The sequence below is a fragment of the Sphingobium nicotianae genome (genome assembly GCF_018603885.1).
Classification (GTDB): Bacteria; Pseudomonadota; Alphaproteobacteria; order Sphingomonadales; family Sphingomonadaceae; genus Sphingobium; species Sphingobium nicotianae.
The window spans coordinates 301460-319752 of sequence record NZ_JAHGAW010000004.1 but is presented as its reverse complement, the minus strand read 5'-3'; the positions used below and the strand labels follow the sequence as shown (position 1 = coordinate 319752).

Below are 18293 nucleotides of genomic sequence, written 5' to 3'. Positions count from 1 at the left end.
AAAGCTGGTTCAGGCGGCCTGCGCGATTGGCGATTGCGACAGCCAGTGGAGGCTCTGGAGGAATTCCTCGGCGCTCCGCCGCCAGCTGAACTGGCTGCCGTAGACCGCGCAAGCTACGGGATCGAGCGTCAGCGCCTGCGCCGCCGCCAGCACCAGATTTTCGTCCATCGCCCCGACGGCAGGCGTCAGCACGTCGACCGGCCCCATCACCGGATAGGCCGCGACCGGCGTGCCGCTCGCCAGCGCCTCGATCATGACCAGGCCGAACGTATCGGTGCGGCTGGGGAAGACGAGCAGATCCGCGCCGCGATAGGCCTGCGCCAGCGGCTCGCCGGTTTGCAGGCCGAGGAACAGGGCCCCGGGATATTTGGCTTCCAGAGCGGCGCGCGCCGGTCCATCGCCGACCACGACCTTGCTCCCTGGCATATCGAGCGCCAGGAACGCCTCGATATTCTTCTCGACCGCGACGCGGCCGACATGGAGCAGGATCGGGCGGGGTAGATCGGCAAAGGCGGGGTGCGCCGGGCCATCGGGGCCGAACAGCGAGAGATCGACGCCGCGGCCCCAATGATGGGTCTGGTGGATGCCGGCGCGGTGCAGGCCGGCGCGGATCGACGGCGTGGACGTCAGCACGGCGCTGGCGGGGCCATGGAACCACCGGAAATAGGGCCAGAACCACTCGGCGGAAAGGCCGGTGCGGCTCTGCACATAATCCGGGAAATTGGTGTGATAGGCCGTCGTGAACCGGCGATTGTTGCGCAGGCACCAGCGCCGTGCGGCAAGGCACAGGGGCCCTTCGGTGGCGAGATGGATGGCATCCGGCCGGAATCCGGCGATCATCCGCCCGATGGCGCCAGGGGCCGCCATCGCGAGGCGGATCTCCGGATAGGTCGGGCACGGCAAGGTGACGAAGCGATCGGGCCCGATCACCTCGACGACATGGCCCATGGCGGTGAGCTGCGCGCGGACGGACTGGAGGGTGCGCACCACGCCGTTGACCTGCGGCGCCCATGCGTCGGTGACAATGAGAATGCGGCGCGGCTCGGCGGGGAGCTGGCTCAAGCGGCCAGCTCCAGCGCCGGCGCGGCATTGTGCCGCGCGGCCATCACATCGGCCCAGTGCAGCACTTCCATCGTGCCGTCATGATGCTCGACCAGCGCCGTGCAGCCTTCGACCCAGTCGCCGTCATTATAGTAAGTGACGCTGCCGAATTGGCGGATCTCGGCGGTGTGAATATGGCCGCAAACAACCCCGTCAACATGGCGGCGCTCGGCTTCGTGGGCGACGATCTCCTCGAACTGGGAGATGAAGGCGACGGCGTTCTTGACCTTGTGCTTGGCCATCTTGGAGAGCGACCAGTAAGGCAGGCCGAACAGGCGGCGGACCTGGTTGAAGCGGCGGTTGACCGCCATCAGCGCCGTATAAGCCGCGTCGCCGACGAAGGCGAGCCAGCGGTGCGCCAGCATGATCGCGTCGAACTCGTCGCCGTGCAGGACGAGCAGCTTGCGCCCATCGACCGTGGTGTGGATCTTCTTGCGGCGGATCTCGACGCCGCCGAAGCTCATGCCGGTGAACTGACGGAACATCTCGTCATGATTGCCGGGAATATAGATGACGCGGGTACCGCGGCGCGCGCGCTTCATGATGCGCCAGACCACGTCGTTGTGCGCGGTCGGCCAGTAGAGGCGTTTCTTGAGCTGCCAGCCGTCGACGATGTCGCCGACAAGATAGAGGATGTCGCTGTCGACGCTGTCGAGGAAATCGATCAGCATCTCGGCGTTGCAGCCCTTGGTGCCGAGGTGGATGTCGCTGATCCAGATGGTGCGATAATGGAGCCGCGAACGCCCGTTCTTCACGGAGCGTTCCGGCACGAGCGAGCTCAGTGCATTCATGGCTTTGCGCGGACCCCTGTCAGCCTTGTCTCGCGCCGGCTCCTAGCGGATGAATGTGACAATTCCGCTTGGAATATGACGGTTTTGGGTCAGTTTTCGCCGATTCGCGTCCCGTCAGTCCGACATCGGGACGTGGCCCGGCAGGGCTTCCATGCGCGCGATCCAGCGGCCGATCGACGGCCATCGCGCCAGATCGAAGCCCCCTTCCCCGGCGACATGCGTGTAGGGAAAGAGGCAGATGTCGGCGAGGCTGGGCGCGTCACCGACCAGCCAGTCGCGGCGGTTCAGCTCGTCCGCCATCAGGGTCAGCGCCGCCTCGCCGGCAGCGCGCTTGCCCGCGATCTGGCTGCGCTGCATCTCGGTGAGCGCGCGCTCGCCGATCGATGCGAGCCAGAAGCGCAAGGTCGCGACATTGGGCTCGTGATTATATTGCTCCCAGAACATCCAGCGGAGCATGTCGGCCTGACCGAAGCGATCGGACGGAATGAGCACCGAGCCGGCCGCGAGCCAGTGACAGGCGGCATTGCTCTCCGGCAGGAAGCGGTTGCCCACCTGAAGCACGGGAATGCGGCCATTGGCGTTCACATTGGCGAGGAAATCCGGCGTGCGCGTCTCGCCCTTCAGGATGTCGTAGTTGCGCCGCTCGATCGGAATGCCGAGCAGGGCGGCCGTCAGCCGGATCTTATAGCAGTTACCCGAGGGGGCATATTCGTGGAGGATGACGGCGTCGCTCATGAGACGCGCTTCTAGGCCGGGAAAGCGCGGATTGAAATGCCCGCGAGCAGACATGTCCCGCTTTTCTAACCCCGCTTTCAGAAGGTCGTGGTCAGCCCGAGTTCGACGCGATTACGATCGAAGCTGTAGAGCGGGATCGTGCTGTGCTGGTAGGTATAGCTGTAGCTCAGCCGCGGTGTGAAGCGCGACAGCACGATATGCCGGTTGAGCAGATTGATCATCGTCGAGGACGCAAGATCGACGCGGCGGGCGCCGAAGGCCGGCAGCGACGCGTCATAGCTGCCGACGGCGAGCGAGGTCTCGACATAGGCGGAGAAACCGGCCGGCAGATCGCGGAAGTAACCGGCCGCCAGATAGCCGCTCCAATTGGCATAGGCGTCGGCCCGCGCGCGGGTGCGGCTGATCCCGGCCCGGCCGACGACGCCACTGGATGGGGTCAGGGCGTAGACGATCGTTTCGCCGAGCGAGCTCAGCAGGCCGGTCAGATGCGTCGCCGCATCATAGCGGACCGTCTGCACCGACAGATCGGTGGTGAGGCCGACCTGCGGCGTCACATAATAGGTCGCGGTGATGCGGCCACCCGCCGCGACGTCATAGGGCCGCGCGCCATACCAGCGCCGGCTGGCGGTGGCGAGCAGGCTGAGATCCCAGCGGCGCATGACGAAGCGCGGGCCGGCATAGAGCGCGGCCGTCATGTCGTCGAAGCGCGATCCCGAATATTCGCGCCGCTGGAGGCTTGCGCCCAACCGCAGCCGGCTATTCGCGCCGAGATGCGGCGCCCACTCCCCCGTCGCGCCCAGTTGCGCGCCGACGCCGCTGTGCCGCTGCGCCTCGTCCGAGAGATCGAAGGGAAGCCCGTACAGCGTCACCTCGCGCGACGACGAGCCGCCATTGAGATTGCTGTCCGGCGCCAGCGACAGGTCCAGGCTGTAGGACAGCGCCTTGGCCTGGCGGATCGCATAGAGATATTTGTCGATATTGGCCTGCACGACGGGCGGCGGATGGCCGGCGCTGGCGAACTGGAACTGGCGGGCGGCGTTGCCATAGTCTCCCGCGACGAAGAAGGCGCGGCCCAGCTCCAGCCGCACGCGCTCGGCCTTGGGATGATCGATCAGGATCGCGCGGAACAGGCGGATGGCGCGCTGGTGATCGTCGCGTTCCATGGCGACCATGCCGGAGAGGAAGAGCAGGTCCGTGTTCCGGGGATCGCTTGCAAGCAGCGAGGCGAGAACGGCATCGGCCTCCTGCGCGCGATGCTCCTCGAGCAGGGCCTCAATCAGCGCGTCGATGGGAATCGGCGCGTCGGCGGCCCCCGGAGGCGGCGCCGGTGGCGGATCGGCGAACCCCGCTGCTGCGGCAGCGGCGGGAGCGAGAAACGAAAGAGCCGCCGCGGCTGCCCCGAGCGGCCGCCTCACTGCTTGGCGACGAGATAACCCGTGGCGCCGCGCGTCCCGTCGTGCACGCCCCAGATTGCGCCGACTTCCTGCGCGGTTGTGCCGAAGAACTGGCCGCTGAGCGGTCCGGTCGCGCCCGTGGTCAGTGAGAAGGGACTGCCCGGACTGCTGGAGACGGTCGTCGTGCCGCTGAAGCTGGTGGCCCCGCTCAGAATGGTCCCGGAGAAGGACAGATTGTTCCAGGACTGATTGGCCTGCGATCCGAGCGGAAGCGGCGCGGCGACGATCGATGAGGCTGCGCCCGTGATCGCGCCGGAGGTCCAGTTGACGTTCAGCTGAACCGTGCCGGTAAGGCTGGCCACCGGAAGCCCGGAGCCGTTCGGTGCGAGCGCGGCACCCTCCAGGAAGCCGTTGAACGTGGCGGTGCCGCTCGTCGGTTTGCCGGACAGCGGCGTTTCGAAGCCGGCCACATAGACTGCGCTGTTAAGCACGGCGCCCCCTGAACTCGCGATGTTCCAATTGCCATAGACCATCCAGGAGAATTGCGCCGTCGTGCTGATAATGTCCCGATTGAGGTAGACGGTCAGAATGCGCCCATCGGCAAGCGTGACCTGTCGAACATCCTTGCCGTTGACGACGGTGGTGGCGAGGGGCAGCGCCTGATTGGTGACGCCAAGCGCGCTGTTCCCGATTGTGAAGACGAGCGCGGACGGGCCGCTCGATCCCCAGGTCACCTTGGTGGTCGCGCCGGCCGCATCGGTGGTGGCGTCGGCCTGGCTGGTGGGCGGCCCGCTCGTCCAGCTTCGCGAGCTCTGCAACAGGCGGAAGGTCGTCGTCCCGGAGGTCGGCGGTGTATCGAAATTGACACCTGCCGTCGCCGTGGCGCCGGTGGTCACCGAGCCGTAGGTCGCGGCCGAGAAAGGCCCGACCGACGCGGTGGGTGTGGGTGTGGGTGTGGGCGTCGGACTTGGCGTCGGCGTGGGGCTTGGGGTTGGACTTGGCGTCGGCGTTGGACTCGGAGTTGGCGTAGGCGTCGGAGTAGGTGTCGGACTTGGGGTCGGCGTCGGGCTCGGTGTGGGCGTCGGACTTGGGGTCGGCGTCGCGCTCGGCGTGGGAGTCGGTGTTGGCGTCGGAGTTGATCCCACGCCGCCCTCTCCGCAGCCGGACAGCATCAGTGCGAGGCTGATCACGCCCGCAGAGGTGAACAAATAAGAACGCGGCCTCGCGGACCGAGCAATAACGACTGTCATGATTTGCCTCCCAACCCAGATTCTGAAGGCGACCCACGACGCCGATCATCGGCATTTCTATATTTGCCACATGGAGTTGAGGGCATTCCCCCTCGGGGGAGGCTGTTTATCCTCCCCCGAGGGGGAGGCAAATAGCTCTATATCTGCGACGAGCCGAATGATACGCCCTCATGGGGAGTGGGGTATTGAGCAGGAAAACGCGCGCGGGCGGCGCCATTCGCAAACGCAGAATCATCGAGCATATCGCACTTCTGTGCCATTGCGGCGTCGGGATCGAGGCCATCGTCTCGTCCCTGTGCGAGGCCGTCCGGCAATTGCTGGGCGCCGCATCGGGCTCGCTGTTCTGGCTCGACGAGATGGGCCTGCCGCAAGGCTTTTATCATGATTGCGCGTCCGCGGAGCTCAAGGACCTCTTCATCAGCCAGTTCGACACGCTGTTCTCAGGGCCGGCAGAGGTCAGCTTCGTCAGGCTGGTGGCCATGACCGGCCCCGCCATCGGTCGCTGCCTGGAACCGGAGCTGATCGATGCCTTCTGGAAAGGCAACATCTACCGCTATCTGTGCGTGCCGCTCGGGCACCATCATATGCTCGATCTGAGGGTCGATCATGACAATCGCGGGCGGGCCCTTTTCGTGGCGTGGAATCCGCGCGAAAAGCCCTTTTCGCGAGCCGAGGCCGATCTGCTCGAACCTGTGCGGCAATTGATGCAGCACGCCATCGCGGCGCACAAGCAGCATGCCCGGTGGACCTCCAAGGACGGTGACTATGGCCATTTCGTCACGGACCTGTCGGGGCAGCGCCTGCTCGCAATCAATGCGCAGGCGGAGGCGATCCTGACGACGAGCCAGCTGCTGTTCCAGAACGTCTCGACCACGCGCATCAATCGCGCGCCGAGCTTCGCCGCCGCGCTGGCGCAGATTGTGGCGCAAACCGGGCGTGCGACGATCCACCTCCCCGTCCCCGACGGCCGGCTGGTCGCGGAAGCCTCGGAAATGCGGCTGATCGAAGCGTCGGGCGCCGACAGCCCTCGCGGTCTGTTCGTCAAGCTGGGCATCGAAGTGGCGGCGGAAGTGCGCGCCGTCCATTATCTGACCGGCCTGCCGCTGACCCCGCTGCAGCGCAGGATAGCCCTGTTCGCCATGCTGGGCGGTCACCGGGCGGACTGCCACGATCATTTCAGCGTGAGCGGCGAGGCGCTGAAGAAGCATCTGCGCGCCGTCTTCGAGGCGACCGGCGCAGCCAACTGGCTCGAGCTCGGCCGCCTCGAGGAATTGAGCCCGGCCCGTCGCGGGCCGGGCATCAGCTTACATGCCGAAGCGCGCCAGTGACTCGGGCTTGAGGGTGAGCGGGCGCGCATAAGAGCGGTCGTCGCGGTTGCGCAGGCTCCAGGTCGTCTCGGGCGGCAAGCGGCGCGTGCCGACGATGACGTTGAAATCCAGCGGCACCTCGCGGTGCATGATCACCCAGCGATCCTCGTAGCGCACCAGCCGGTCGATGTAGCGCGCGCCGCCGAGCACGCACCAGTCGCCCGGCTCGGTCTCCAGCACGGCGGTGATGACGTAGGTCTCGGTGTGAGCCTCGTCGCCCTGAATATCGATGGTGAAATTGGTGATGTAGTGCGCCGTGTACTTGTAGGGCTTCAGGACTTCCATCAGCCAGTCGATGCGCGCCTCGCGGCCGAACGGGTGGCGGCCCCTCTCCTTCTGGCCGACCGTGTCGTAGGGCGCGTCGCGATCGTCCGTAGCGTCGGGATGGAAGGCACTCATCGCCAGCTCGCGGTCCATGCGGTCGAGACCGCGCGTATAGCGGTTGAGCGCATCGATGATCTGGGTGCGGTCTTTCAGATAGCGGACGTCGGCAGCCAGGGCTGCGAGATCGACTTCACTCATGGCATGTCTCCTACACGGATTATCCGGATGGTTGTCCAAGCCAGATTATTATCATGTGTAGCAAATTGCCAGCGTGATTCTTATCATGTTTAGCAATTGTCCGGTTCAGCGCACCTTGAGGACGATCTTGCCGACATGATCGCCCGCTTCCATGCGCGCATGGGCGTCGGACGCCTGCGCCAGAGGGAAGATGCGGTCCATGGCGGGTCGCAACTCCCCCGCTTCGGCGTGAGGCCAGACGTTGCGCAATATCTCCTCGACCAGCAAGGCCTTGAACCCGGTGCTGCGCGGGCGGAGCGTCGATCCGGTCATGGTGAGCCGGCGGACCATGAGATGGCGGATGGCGATCTCAGCCTTGCCGCCGCCCAGCACCGCGATCGAGACGTGGCGGCCGTCTTCCGCCAGACAATCGAGATTGCGCGCGATATAGTCGCCGCCGACCATGTCCAGCACGGCGGTCACGCCGGTGCCGCCGGTGATGCGCTTGACTGCCTCGACGAAGTCCTCGGCCCTGTAATTGATCGCATGGCCCGCGCCCCAGTCGCGCGCGGCCTGGCATTTCACCTCGCTGCCGCAGGTGACGATCGTGGTGATGCCGAACAGCCGGCAGAGCGAGATCGCCATCGTCGCGATGCCACTGGTGCCGCCATGGATGAGGACGCTGTCACCGGTGACGACGAAGGCGCGTTCGAACAGATTGTGCCAGACCGTCATCAGCGTCTCGGGAAGGGCGGCGGCCTCCTCCATCGACAGCGCGGCGGGCACCGGCAGACAGTGGCCGTAGGGCGCGATTACATATTCGGCATAGCCGCCGCCGGCGACCAGCGAGCAGACGAGCTGGCCCATGACGACCGGATCGACATCCGCTCCCACGGCAACGATCGTTCCGGACACTTCGAGGCCGGGCAGCGGCGAGGCGCCGGGCGGCGGCGGATAGGCGCCCTTGCGCTGGAACACGTCCGGACGATTGACGCCGGCGGCGGCCACCTCGATGAGAACTTCGCCGGGTCCAGGCACCGGCACCGCGACCTGGGTTTCGACCAACACTTCAGGGCCGCCGGGCGCGCTGATCGCGACCGCCCGCATCATTTGTGGCACTGCCATTCTTCCAAGGCCCTCCCCGGCCAAGCTCCCGTCGAGGCTCTGTCTAATCAGCGCTGGGAAAAACGCCAGCCCATTACAGCCTGCCTCTCAACGGTTGACTTGCGCGCGCCGCCGCGCGACCATGCCGGGATGGACTTTGAGGACGCCGTACCCCGGGCGCGGCCCGATGACCTGATCACGCAGCTCGTGCGCCAGGATCTGGATCGGCTGTCCGTTGCCGAACTCGACGAACGGATCGCGTTGCTCGCTGCGGAGATCGAGCGCACGCGCGCGAAACGGGAAGCGTCCGTTAACCACAAGGCAAGCGCAGAGGCGCTATTCAAGAAATGAGGAGAGTGGGGGCAGGATCGCCTTGGGGCGCATATCGGCCACCGGCAGATGGATCGTTGGGATGCTGCTCTTGAAGGCGGCTGCGGCGGTTCCGACATTGGTCAGGACGCAGGCTGACACTCAGCCTGCAGGAGTAAGATAATATGCCATCCTTCGCCCCCGCCCTGGAAACCACGCTGCACAATGCGCTGGCGCATGCCACCGAGCGCAATCACGAATATGCGACGCTCGAGCATCTGCTGCTGGCGCTCATCGACGATGAGCATGCCGCCAAGGTGATGCAGGCCTGCGGCGTCGAGCTCGGCGAGCTTGGCGACACCGTCACCCATTATCTCGACACCGAGCTGGAGAGCCTCAAGGTCACCGGCAGCGTCGATCCCTCTCCCACCAGCGGCTTCCAGCGCGTCGTCCAGCGCGCGATCCTGCACGTCCAGTCCTCCGGCAAGGAGGAAGTCACCGGCGCCAACGTGCTCGTCGCCCTCTTCTCCGAGCGCGAGAGCTATGCCGTCTATTTCCTGCAGCAGCAGGACATGAGCCGGCTCGATGCGGTGAGCTATCTGAGCCATGGCGTCGGCAAGGGCGCCAGTGCCGCCGAGACGCCCAAGGCCGCACCCGCCGAGGAAGAGAAGAAGCCGGACGCCAAGAAGAAGGACGGCGCGCTCGACCAGTTCACCGTCAACCTCAACGAGAAGGCCAAGGAGGGTAAGGTCGATCCGCTGATCGGCCGCACCGCCGAGGTCGACCGCACGATCCAGATCCTGTGCCGCCGCTCCAAGAACAATCCGCTCTATGTAGGCGATCCGGGCGTCGGCAAGACCGCCATCGCCGAGGGCCTTGCCCGCAAGATAGTCAACGGCGAAGTGCCCGACGTGCTCAAGGAAGCGGTGATCTACTCGCTCGACATGGGCGCGCTGCTCGCCGGTACGCGCTATCGCGGCGATTTCGAGGAGCGGCTGAAGGCGGTCGTCAACGAGCTGGAGAAGATGCCGCACGCGGTGCTCTTCATCGACGAGATCCACACAGTGATCGGCGCCGGCGCCACCTCGGGCGGCGCGATGGACGCATCGAACCTGCTGAAGCCGGCCCTCTCGGGCGGGACGATCCGCTGCATCGGCTCGACCACCTACAAGGAGTTCCGCAACCACTTCGAGAAGGACCGCGCGCTGCTGCGGCGCTTCCAGAAGATCGACGTGAACGAGCCGACGGTCGAGGACACGATCAAGATCCTGATGGGCCTGCGCTCGGCCTTCGAGGATCATCACCACGTCAAGTACACGCCCGATGCGATCAAGGCGGCGGTCGAGCTCTCGTCGCGCTACATCAACGATCGCAAGCTGCCGGACAAGGCGATCGACGTGATCGACGAGGTCGGTGCGATGCAGATGCTCGTGGTGCCCTCCAAGCGCAAAAAGATGATCACGCCGAAGGAAATCGAGTCAGTCATCGCGACCATGGCGCGCATCCCGGCCAAGACCGTGTCAAGCGACGACAAGACCGTGCTGGAGACGCTCCAGACCGATCTCAAGCGCGTCGTCTTCGGCCAAGACAAGGCGATCGAGGTGCTCAGCTCCGCGATCAAGCTGTCGCGCGCCGGCCTGCGCGATCCGGACAAGCCGATCGGCAATTATCTCTTCTCCGGCCCGACCGGCGTCGGCAAGACCGAGGTGGCGCGCCAGCTGGCGACCCTGCTCGGCATCCCGCTGCAGCGCTTCGATATGTCGGAATATATGGAGCGCCACTCGGTCAGTCGCCTGATCGGCGCGCCTCCGGGCTATGTCGGCTATGATCAGGGTGGTCTGCTGACCGACGCGATCGACCAGAACCCGCACTGCGTGCTGCTGCTCGACGAGATCGAGAAGGCCCATCCGGACCTGTTCAACATCCTGCTGCAGGTGATGGACAATGGCCGCCTCACCGATCACCACGGCAAGACCGTCGACTTCCGCAACGTCATCCTGATCATGACGACCAATGCCGGCGCGTCCGACATGGTCAAGGAGTCGATCGGCTTCGGCAATATCGGCCGCGAGGACGTCCAGGAGGAAGCGGTCAAGTCGCTCTTTACGCCGGAGTTCCGCAACCGCCTCGATGCGATCGTGCCGTTCGGTTATCTGCCGACGGAGGTCGTCGCCCGCGTGGTCGACAAGTTCATCATCCAGCTCGAGCTGCAGCTCGCCGACCGCGATGTCCACATCACGCTCGACGATGATGCGCGCGACTGGCTGACGGCGCGCGGCTATGACAAGCTCTATGGCGCCCGCCCGATGGGCCGGCTCATCCAGGAGAAGATCAAGCAGCCGCTCGCCGAGGAGCTGCTGTTCGGCAAGCTCGTCAATGGCGGCGAGGTGCATGTCCATCTCAAGGACGACACGCTCACCTTCGAGATCACGCCTGCCGCGCCGAAGCGCGGCAAGGCCATCGCAGCGCCCAAGGCGGCCGGCGGCGGCAGGAAATCGAAGGCTAGCGCGCCGAAGGGTTGACCTGACCGACGCAGCACACGGCCGATGGCGGACATGAAGCCAGACCAGCCGGTCGTGTTGCTGTTGCACGGTTTTGCAGGCTTCAGCGTGATGAATCGCCCGCTCGGACGCATGTTGCGCCGGGCGGGCTATCGCCCTGTTGAGCTGGGTTATGACAGCTGGGGGCGATCGCTCCATGAGATTTGCGAATTTCTGCGGCCACGTATTGCAGACTATGATCGGCCTGGGGCGCCTCCCCTGCACATCGTTGCGCATTCAATGGGTGGTCTGGTCGCACGCGCGCTAATCCATCGACAGAGACCCAAGGCGCTCGGTCGTGTCGTGATGCTCGGCACGCCCAATGGCGGCAGCGAGATCGCCGATTTTCTGAATCAGCATGGCCTGTTGCGCCCCATTCTGGGTCAGGCGGCAGGAGCGTTGGTGACGCGTCGGCCGGCGGCCGTCGATGGCCTGTTCGGGCCGATCGACTATTCGCTCGGCATCATCGCGGGCGATCGGCCGATCCTGCCGATCGCTGCAGCCCGCCTGTTGCCGCGACCAAGCGATGGCAAGGTCAGCGTCGCGTCGACCCGACTGCCCGAAGCAGCGGACCATATCGTGCTGCCGCTATCCCACGGAATGTTGCCTTATCATGCCACCGCACACCGACAGATCCGCCATTTTCTGACGCACGGCCGTTTTGCGCAGACGTCGTCATGACACGCACATCGCGATAGGGACTCGCGCGTCCAGAATGTTCCTGCTATGTTCCACAGCAGGAGGTGCCTATGTCCAACATAGTTTTCTACACCAACCCGATGTCGCGCGGGCAGACCATCCGCTGGATGCTGGAAGAAGTCGGCGAGCCCTACGAGACGCATATTCTCGATTATGCGGAGAAGATGAAGGCGCCGGATTATCTGGCGATCAATCCGATGGGGAAAGTGCCGGCGATCGTCCATGAGGGCAAGGTCGTGACGGAATGCGCCGCCATCTGTGCCTATCTTGCCGACGCTTTTCCGGCGGCCGGCCTGGCGCCACGTCCGCACGAGCGCGCCGATTATTATCGCTGGATGTTCTTCGCGGCCGGCCCGGTCGAGGCATCCGTGACCAACCGCGCGGCCGGCTTCACGGTCGAGCCGGGACGCGAGCGGATGTTCGGGTACGGCACCTATGATCTGACGATGGATGTTCTTGAAGGCGCCGTCAGTGGACGCGACTACATTTGCGGCACGCGGTTCACCGCCGCCGACATCTATGTCGGCTCACAGATTGATTGGGGATTGATGTTCGGCTCGATGCCGGACCGACCAGCCTTCGCGACTTATGTCGAGCGTCTGCGGCAACGGCCAGCCTATCAACGCGCCAAGCAGATCGACAATGCGCTGATCGCGAAGATGCAACCACCGGCGGGCTGATATCCGGCCGGCGCAGGCGCAAAAAAAGAGCCTCGGAAGATGATCCTCCGAGGCCCCATTCAAGATCGCTCTTATTGGCATCAGTTGCGTCTGCCGAACAGCTGCAGCAGAAACAGGAACATGTTCACGAAGTCCAGATAGAGCTTCAGCGCGCCCATGATCACGGCCTTGCCCATGAAATCCGTTCCGCGCACATAGCTGTACTGGCTCTTGAGCGCCTGCGTGTCATAGGCCGTCAACCCCGCGAAGATCAGCACACCCAGGATGCTGATCGCCAGCATGAGCGCGCTCGACTGCAGGAACAGGTTGATCAGCGACGCGACCAGGATACCGACCACGCCCATGATGAAGAAGGTGCCGAAGGCGGACAGGTCCCGCTTGGTCGTGTATCCGTAGAGGCTGAGACCCGCGAAGGCCGCTGCCGTTGCGAAGAAGGTCGTTGCGATCGACTCCCCGGTATAAACGAGGAAAATCGAGGCCAGAGACAGCCCCATCACGATTGCATAAGCCCAATAGAGCATTTGCGCTGTGCTGGTCTGCAGGCGGTTGATGCCGAAGCTCAGCACCATCACGAAGACCAGCGGCGCGAACATGATGACGAACTTGAGCAGGCCAGGGCCGGCAAGGATCTGATAGGCCAAGCCGCTCTGCGCGAACAACAGGGCGACGATGCCCGTGACCAACACGCCGCTCGCCATATAATTATAAATTGACAGCATATAGGAACGCAGGCCCGCATCGAACGCGACATCGGTTGCGCTTGCGGACCCGCCAAGGCCCGCCGAACTTGTCCGGGGATCCGGCCAGTTTGCCATCTTCTTCACTCCTAGCGGCCGGCGTCATGCTGGCCTTGCCACGCCAATATCATAAGTCGGGGGGCAGGATTCAAGAAAATCCGGCACAGGGGTCCATAGGCTGCGACATTTGATTACAAATGAAAAGGGGCCGGCAAGCCGGCCCCTTCCATTTTTCTGCCGCTTTCGCGACGAACCGCTTAGTTGCCCGAACCCGGACCGTAGGTGATTTCCACACGACGGTTCTGGAGTTCGCGGACACCATCGGCCGTTTCGACGCGGGGACGAGACTCACCGAACGCCTCGGACGAAATCACGCCGTCCGAAATGCCATGCGAGGTCAGGTAACCACGGACCGAGGTATTACGGCGAGCCGAGAGACCGACGTTATACTTCGGCGAACCGGACTTGTCCGCGTGGCCGGCCAGCATGACCGCAGCGCTGCCGCAGTTCGCATAAGCCGAGACCGCGTTGTCGAGGATCGCGGCGGCATCAGGCGTGATGTCAGCGCTATCCCACTCGAAGAACACGATATACGGCCCAGGCGCGCACTGTGCCACCGGCGGAGGCGGCGGAGGCGGAGGCGGCGGGGGAGGCGGCGGAGGCGGAGGCGGAGGCGGGGGAGGCGGCGGCGGCGGCGGCGCAGCACCGAAGTTATACGCAATGCCAACCATGAAGCTGTGGGTCTTGACCTCAGTCTCCAGGCCCACGCCCGACGTGTTCCTCAGCTTGATGTTATTCTGGTTGAAATAACGATACTTCAACGACAGATCGACATTCTCGGTGACCGGATAACGGATACCGGCGATCGCCTGCCAGGCGAAGCCGCTGTCCGAATCGCGCGTGTCAGGCAGCGAGATCTTCGAACGCGCCACACCCGCACCGCCGCCGACGAAGCCCTGCAGGCCGTCGTCCGGACCAAAGTCCAGCAGGGCGTTCAGCATCAGGCTGTCAACGCGAGCCATGCCGCCGGGAAGATCCGTCGACCGGTTCGAGTAATAGCTGTTCTTGTTCGACGCCTTCTTGTGCGAATATTCAGCCTCGAGGCGGAACATGCCGAAGTCGTAACCGACATAGCCGGCAGCATCGTAGCCAGTTTTGTGCGGGGTCTTTGCCGTGACGCCGTTGGCGTAGGTGGAATCAGCGCTTTCTGCAATGAGCGCGCCAATGTCGCCTCCAACATACCAAGCCTTATCCTTGGCGATCGACGGCGATGCCATCGCAGTCGAAGCGAGCGCTATGGCGATGCCAAGCTTCCGCATATCATTCCCCTTTCAGAGTTTAGGTCGTAAAAATGCTGCGTTGCTGCTTTAGTGATGGCCGTAACGAACTTCAAGCTCGTAAAGTTCCCGAGTTGCGGAGATGCAGCAGTTTTTACGATATTTGACGCTATTCCGCGTCGCTTTTGGACGAAAGTGCGACATGTCTGCCGCAGGTTTAAAGTTAATTTTCGATGAGTCCGTGCACGCGCAGCGCGGAGAGGATTGCGGCGATTGCGGCGCGGGCTTCGCTGTCCTGAACGGCACCACCGGTCACTGACACAATCGCCCCCTGGCGCGCACCGACGACGCGCTCGTCATCGACATAATATCCGTCGTCTTGGGCCGGTTCGTCTATCCAGTGCGCACCGTTGAAGCGGACCCCGTTTGCGCGATCGATTGCCCAGACGCGCCAGCCCGTCCGCGGCGACGCGAATAGCCAGCCGCTTGCCGTCCAGGCGGCAAGCATGGCGTCGCGATCCGCCCACTCTCCTGTAGCGCCACTTCCGACAATCCAACATTGACCGGGAGACGGCGTCATGGGCGGAGCCGCCAGATCCGCGCTCTCAACGGCGGCTTGGGTCAAGCAGTCGAGCAGAATCAGCGCTTCGTTATGCGTCACCTCCTTTTGCGCCTGCCCCGCCGCGAGCAGCGGCAAGCCAAGTCGATCGGTCTGCGCCATGGATCTGTCCTTTTTGGTTGGGAAAGGGAGGCGGGTTCAGAAGAGGTCGAGCAAAAGCGGACGGCTCACGCCCCACATGCCTTTCTGTCGGATTTCGAGCTGAAGCGGCCAAGGCGCGCCAGCGGCGGCATCCTCCGCGATCTGCGCGGCGGCGTAGGTCGCGGCGGATGTGCCCGTCTCCCATTCGCGCAGCACCCTGCCATTGGCCGTCACACGCAAGAGATAGCTTTCCAGTTCTTCACCGAGCGGCACATCGGTGCCGTCCGGCCAGTTCCAGCCGAGCCGGCTGCGCCGCACCCAGCCGATCGCCATGTCGCCTCCGGTCAACATGATGACGCGCCCATGCACGGGAGTCGGCGGCAGCATCGCGCGCCCGTCGATCAGCCGAGACGCCTCGGCCGGAACGGCATCCCCACTCCCCACCGCGCGGAGCGTCAAACTACGCCCGACGTCGACAGTGGCCAGTTCCACCGATGCCAGACGCGCAGCATCCAGCAGCACGAAACGCTCATCGATAGCATGATCCGTACTTGCCCATTCCGTTCCGTGCCAACCGCGGATCAGGCGCGAGAGACGATAACGCCCAGGTCCGATAGGCACGGCACGACCGAATTGCAGCAGCTCGTCGCCGATCTGGCAGAGATTCGCGCTTTGCAGCAATTGCGAGTCCTCCGCCGAAACAAGCACATCGGCTTCGTTATCGAGGGTCACTTCGACCATGCCGAGACGGTCGATCCGCCAGGGCGCGCCGCCGGGAAGGATCGTAACGGCAACGCCCAGCACCGCACGGGGTGCCGTCCGGCCGATCGGTTCGGCCACTTCCAGCTCGGGACGATAGCGAAACAGCGCGGCGCGGCGCCATCCCTGGTTGGCTCCGGTGGCAGCGCAGAAGACCGTGGGCACCGTCGCGAGCGCGACACCATCAGGCGGCAGCTCGACGACCGCCACACTGGTCGCGCCCTGCGCCAGGTCACGCTCCAGCAAAGCCGCACCGGAATCGCCCGCAAGGGCGGCGGGCTGCGTCCCGGTCTCGAATGCGCGCAGACGCAACCGCACGGCCATGTCGTCCCAGTCGCTGGCCTCGACCAGCCAACGCCCCAGCTGGTCACCCACCGTCACGACGTCGCCAATTTTGAGATCCAGCGCCGTGCAATCGCATGCGCGTTGCAAAAGATGCCGTCGCTTCAGCGCAGTCCGCAATTTGCGATCGGCCAACCGCCGCGCATCATCGGCGCCGAGGACCGCCGGGAGATCATGCTCCTCACTGGTGCGCCCCGGCCCCGGCCGCTCCGCAGTCTGAATCCCAACCTGGAAATCGCGCGCCGGATCATGATGTCGGATGCCCAGGCGAACCGGCACGGCTTCGATCGGCGTCCGCTGTTTCCGTCCGGGCTGTTGTTCTTCACCGTCAATTCCGCGAACCTCCCGGGACGAGGCGAGCGCGCGATCGGTGACCTTCCCGGCCGCGAGTGCGAGCGTCCCTTCTCCTTCACGCCATTGCAGGTCGTGCACGCTCATCAGCGGCGCAATTGCCTGACGCAGATCCTCACCATCCGCCGAGAAGCCTGAATAGACCGGCTCATTTCCATCGCCGACATAGGCTATTGATTATCCCGTCAGATCAGAGACGATCGCGGCAACGCCCATCGGCTCAGCATCCCCGATCACCTCGAATGTGAGCGAGGGAATACGGTTCCCGAAGTCGGCCAGTTGCAGATCCTCGAATACGGCATAGGCGCAGCCGCGATAGGCCGGCGCCTCTTCGATACCCACGTCCGCTGCGATCAGCGGATCGATCATTTGATCTTCCCCGCCGGGATATATCCTGAACGCTCCCACCGGCGCCTTGAAGTCACCCGCAGCACCGCGCAACAGATTGCCGTCCGCCCAGATGCGCCCGATCCCGATGATCGATCGTGCCGACAGGAGAACGGCGAAGCTGCTCGAATAGCTGTAACGCGTGATGGTCGGCTGGCCCTTGCCGCCGCTCGATGCGCTGTTTTCCTGGAAATCGGTGGACCAGATCACAGTGCCGGCGGCACGGATCGTTCCGTAAAGACGCGGTACCCCCGCGCCATAGCGCGACGTCTGCACATGCAGGTCGCTGAGCCTCGGTCCGGAACGCGAACCCGGACGAAAGATCAGCGCGTCGACCGACTGCCCCGCCAGGGCGCCAATCGCGCCGCCGACGGCCGCACCGATACCCCCAATGGTGCCGCCAACCGCGCTGTCAAGCGCGGTAAGTACCAATGTCGCCATGTCTTTATCCCCGATCGCCCGAAATACGGAAACGCCATTGTCCCTGCACCGGCCAGGGCGAGGGGGGCGGCATCAGCACGACGCGGGCCAATCCAGCATGCGCATGAACAAGTCCCCGGCCCGTCACAATCATGAGGTGAAGCTGCATCGGCCTGCTCCGCGCCAAGAGCACATCACCCACGTCGCCAAGCGCGACCGGCACCAATCCTGCCCCGCGCAGGCCATCCTCCACGGTGGCAAGGCCGATCCCGCGCAACTGATACGCCGGCAGCCGCCCAACCTGAATGCCCGCCCGCGAGGCGGCGAGAGCCACGAGCCCAACGCAATCAACTCCGGTGGTCGCAGACCGGCCATGCAGCCGGAACGGCGCTCCAACCAGCGCCAGCGCCTCGGCGGCGATCCTTCCGTAAATGTCCATCGCTCAGCTCCCCGGATAGCGCGTGAGCAAATCCATGCCGGGAAGATGCGGCTCACCCCCGAAATTCACGGCATTCGCAAACCGCCCGGAACAGCTCGCGAGCCTCTTGTCGCATCCCTCCGTCAGGAGCGCCCGCGCGAAAGCACAGCGTGCAGCCGGAATAGGTCCGGCGCGTGGCATAGCGCAGCAGTGGATGATCCCATCGATCCTCGGACTCCCAGATAAGCCCGGCTAGGTCGCCAGATGTATGAAACACCGCATCGACCCGCAGCGCGGCCGGGCCCGTCGTCACCACGCTCGCCATCATCGGCCGTGGAAAATTGACGGTCCAGTATGGCGGCGAGAAACGCTTGATGACATCGCCCTGCTGAAATCGCCGCTCGGTCGCGAGCCAATATGCCATGTCTGCC

Annotated in this window: 18 protein-coding genes and 2 pseudogenes; 5 read left to right on the top strand and 15 right to left on the bottom strand. The window is 64.5% G+C overall.

All coding sequences use genetic code 11. The annotated features are described in order from the left end of the window. Positions 1-9 precede the first annotated feature (9 nt). The 5 genes from KK488_RS07975 to KK488_RS07955 all read right to left on the bottom strand — a co-directional run bounded on the left by KK488_RS07975 (position 10) and on the right by KK488_RS07955 (position 4917). On the bottom strand, positions 10-1062 hold the full coding sequence (locus tag KK488_RS07975) for a glycosyltransferase family 4 protein (RefSeq protein WP_214622613.1): 1053 nt from the start codon (positions 1060-1062) through the stop codon (positions 10-12). Next, positions 1059-1892, bottom strand: coding sequence for a UDP-2,3-diacylglucosamine diphosphatase (locus tag KK488_RS07970; protein WP_214622612.1), 834 nt, complete (start codon positions 1890-1892; stop codon positions 1059-1061). Before KK488_RS07970 ends, KK488_RS07975 begins: the two co-directional genes overlap by 4 nt. A gap of 114 nt (positions 1893-2006) precedes the next feature. Continuing rightward, positions 2007-2627 (bottom strand): glutathione S-transferase family protein, encoded by a 621-nt coding sequence (locus KK488_RS07965; protein ID WP_214622611.1) that lies wholly within the window; start codon positions 2625-2627, stop codon positions 2007-2009. A 77-nt stretch (positions 2628-2704) separates the two neighbouring features. Continuing rightward, positions 2705-4042 carry a surface lipoprotein assembly modifier gene (locus KK488_RS07960; RefSeq protein ID WP_214622610.1) on the bottom strand — a complete coding sequence of 446 codons (1338 nt, stop codon included), beginning with the start codon at positions 4040-4042 and terminating at the stop codon, positions 2705-2707. Further along, positions 4039-4917, bottom strand: coding sequence for a transferrin-binding protein-like solute binding protein (locus tag KK488_RS07955; protein ID WP_214622609.1), 879 nt, complete (start codon positions 4915-4917; stop codon positions 4039-4041). Before KK488_RS07955 ends, KK488_RS07960 begins: the two co-directional genes overlap by 4 nt. Before the next feature lie 539 nt (positions 4918-5456). On the opposite strand from KK488_RS07955, the gene KK488_RS07950 reads away from it, so the two are divergent. After that, positions 5457-6599, top strand: a complete 1143-nt coding sequence (locus tag KK488_RS07950) for a hypothetical protein (RefSeq protein WP_214622608.1) — start codon at positions 5457-5459, stop codon at positions 6597-6599. On the opposite strand, the gene KK488_RS07945 is transcribed toward KK488_RS07950, so the two are convergent. Continuing rightward, entirely contained in the window at positions 6576-7160 is a 585-nt protein-coding gene (locus KK488_RS07945; protein ID WP_214622607.1) for a nuclear transport factor 2 family protein, read from the bottom strand. The genes KK488_RS07950 and KK488_RS07945 overlap by 24 nt on opposite strands. Positions 7161-7265: 105 nt before the next feature. Then, entirely contained in the window at positions 7266-8264 is a 999-nt protein-coding gene (locus KK488_RS07940) for an NAD(P)H-quinone oxidoreductase (RefSeq protein ID WP_214622606.1), read from the bottom strand. A gap of 129 nt (positions 8265-8393) precedes the next feature. Here KK488_RS07940 and KK488_RS07935 point away from each other — a divergent pair, with 129 nt between their 5' ends. The 4 genes from KK488_RS07935 to KK488_RS07920 all read left to right on the top strand — a co-directional run bounded on the left by KK488_RS07935 (position 8394) and on the right by KK488_RS07920 (position 12471). Next, positions 8394-8594, top strand: coding sequence for a DUF1192 domain-containing protein (locus KK488_RS07935; protein WP_214622605.1), 201 nt, complete (start codon positions 8394-8396; stop codon positions 8592-8594). 143 nt (positions 8595-8737) lie between these two features. Then, positions 8738-11074: an ATP-dependent Clp protease ATP-binding subunit ClpA gene (clpA, locus tag KK488_RS07930; RefSeq protein WP_214622604.1), complete on the top strand. Its 2337-nt coding sequence runs from the start codon at positions 8738-8740 to the stop codon at positions 11072-11074. A 24-nt stretch (positions 11075-11098) separates the two neighbouring features. Next, on the top strand, positions 11099-11773 hold the full coding sequence (locus KK488_RS07925) for an alpha/beta fold hydrolase (protein WP_214622603.1): 675 nt from the start codon (positions 11099-11101) through the stop codon (positions 11771-11773). Between the two features lie 68 nt (positions 11774-11841). Continuing rightward, positions 11842-12471, top strand: coding sequence for a glutathione S-transferase family protein (locus KK488_RS07920; RefSeq protein WP_214622602.1), 630 nt, complete (start codon positions 11842-11844; stop codon positions 12469-12471). An 80-nt stretch (positions 12472-12551) separates the two neighbouring features. On the opposite strand, the gene KK488_RS07915 is transcribed toward KK488_RS07920, so the two are convergent. The 8 genes and pseudogenes from KK488_RS07915 to KK488_RS07880 form a co-directional block, all read right to left on the bottom strand. Further along, complete coding sequence (locus tag KK488_RS07915) at positions 12552-13286, bottom strand: Bax inhibitor-1/YccA family protein (RefSeq protein WP_214622601.1); 735 nt, start codon at positions 13284-13286, stop codon at positions 12552-12554. 179 nt (positions 13287-13465) lie between these two features. Beyond that, positions 13466-14527, bottom strand: coding sequence for an OmpA family protein (locus tag KK488_RS07910; protein ID WP_214622600.1), 1062 nt, complete (start codon positions 14525-14527; stop codon positions 13466-13468). Positions 14528-14708: 181 nt separating this feature from the next. Further along, positions 14709-15206, bottom strand: coding sequence for a DUF2793 domain-containing protein (locus KK488_RS07905; RefSeq protein WP_214622599.1), 498 nt, complete (start codon positions 15204-15206; stop codon positions 14709-14711). 36 nt (positions 15207-15242) lie between these two features. Then, positions 15243-16736 carry a phage tail protein gene (locus KK488_RS07900; protein WP_490166839.1) on the bottom strand — a complete coding sequence of 498 codons (1494 nt, stop codon included), beginning with the start codon at positions 16734-16736 and terminating at the stop codon, positions 15243-15245. A 78-nt stretch (positions 16737-16814) separates the two neighbouring features. Beyond that, on the bottom strand, positions 16815-17465 hold the full coding sequence (locus KK488_RS07895; RefSeq protein WP_214622597.1) for a hypothetical protein: 651 nt from the start codon (positions 17463-17465) through the stop codon (positions 16815-16817). Between the two features lie 4 nt (positions 17466-17469). Further along, the gene (locus tag KK488_RS07890) at positions 17470-17883 is read right to left on the bottom strand and encodes an NlpC/P60 family protein (RefSeq protein ID WP_214622596.1); all 414 of its coding nucleotides are present in this window, start codon (positions 17881-17883) and stop codon (positions 17470-17472) included. Between the two features lie 3 nt (positions 17884-17886). After that, positions 17887-18021: pseudogene (locus KK488_RS07885) on the bottom strand (phage BR0599 family protein); the annotation flags it as partial. Further along, positions 18020-18286, bottom strand: a pseudogene (locus tag KK488_RS07880) (non-contractile tail sheath protein); the annotation flags it as partial. The pseudogenes KK488_RS07880 and KK488_RS07885, both read right to left, overlap by 2 nt. Positions 18287-18293: the final 7 nt, after the last annotated feature.

What these genes read in the sequence shown, in the direction of transcription:
- KK488_RS07905 (WP_214622599.1), bottom strand. Translation starts at nt 15,206, where the DNA reads ATGGCGCAGACCGATCGACTTGGCTTGCCGCTGCTCGCGGCGGGGCAG.
- KK488_RS07940 (WP_214622606.1), bottom strand. Translation starts at nt 8,264, where the DNA reads ATGGCAGTGCCACAAATGATGCGGGCGGTCGCGATCAGCGCGCCCGGC.
- KK488_RS07915 (WP_214622601.1), bottom strand. Translation starts at nt 13,286, where the DNA reads ATGGCAAACTGGCCGGATCCCCGGACAAGTTCGGCGGGCCTTGGCGGG.
- KK488_RS07920 (WP_214622602.1), top strand. Translation starts at nt 11,842, where the DNA reads ATGTCCAACATAGTTTTCTACACCAACCCGATGTCGCGCGGGCAGACC.
- KK488_RS07965 (WP_214622611.1), bottom strand. Translation starts at nt 2,627, where the DNA reads ATGAGCGACGCCGTCATCCTCCACGAATATGCCCCCTCGGGTAACTGC.
- clpA (WP_214622604.1), top strand. Translation starts at nt 8,738, where the DNA reads ATGCCATCCTTCGCCCCCGCCCTGGAAACCACGCTGCACAATGCGCTG.
- KK488_RS07895 (WP_214622597.1), bottom strand. Translation starts at nt 17,465, where the DNA reads ATGGCGACATTGGTACTTACCGCGCTTGACAGCGCGGTTGGCGGCACC.
- KK488_RS07945 (WP_214622607.1), bottom strand. Translation starts at nt 7,160, where the DNA reads ATGAGTGAAGTCGATCTCGCAGCCCTGGCTGCCGACGTCCGCTATCTG.
- KK488_RS07935 (WP_214622605.1), top strand. Translation starts at nt 8,394, where the DNA reads ATGGACTTTGAGGACGCCGTACCCCGGGCGCGGCCCGATGACCTGATC.
- KK488_RS07925 (WP_214622603.1), top strand. Translation starts at nt 11,099, where the DNA reads ATGGCGGACATGAAGCCAGACCAGCCGGTCGTGTTGCTGTTGCACGGT.
- KK488_RS07890 (WP_214622596.1), bottom strand. Translation starts at nt 17,883, where the DNA reads ATGGACATTTACGGAAGGATCGCCGCCGAGGCGCTGGCGCTGGTTGGA.
- KK488_RS07970 (WP_214622612.1), bottom strand. Translation starts at nt 1,892, where the DNA reads ATGAATGCACTGAGCTCGCTCGTGCCGGAACGCTCCGTGAAGAACGGG.
- KK488_RS07910 (WP_214622600.1), bottom strand. Translation starts at nt 14,527, where the DNA reads ATGCGGAAGCTTGGCATCGCCATAGCGCTCGCTTCGACTGCGATGGCA.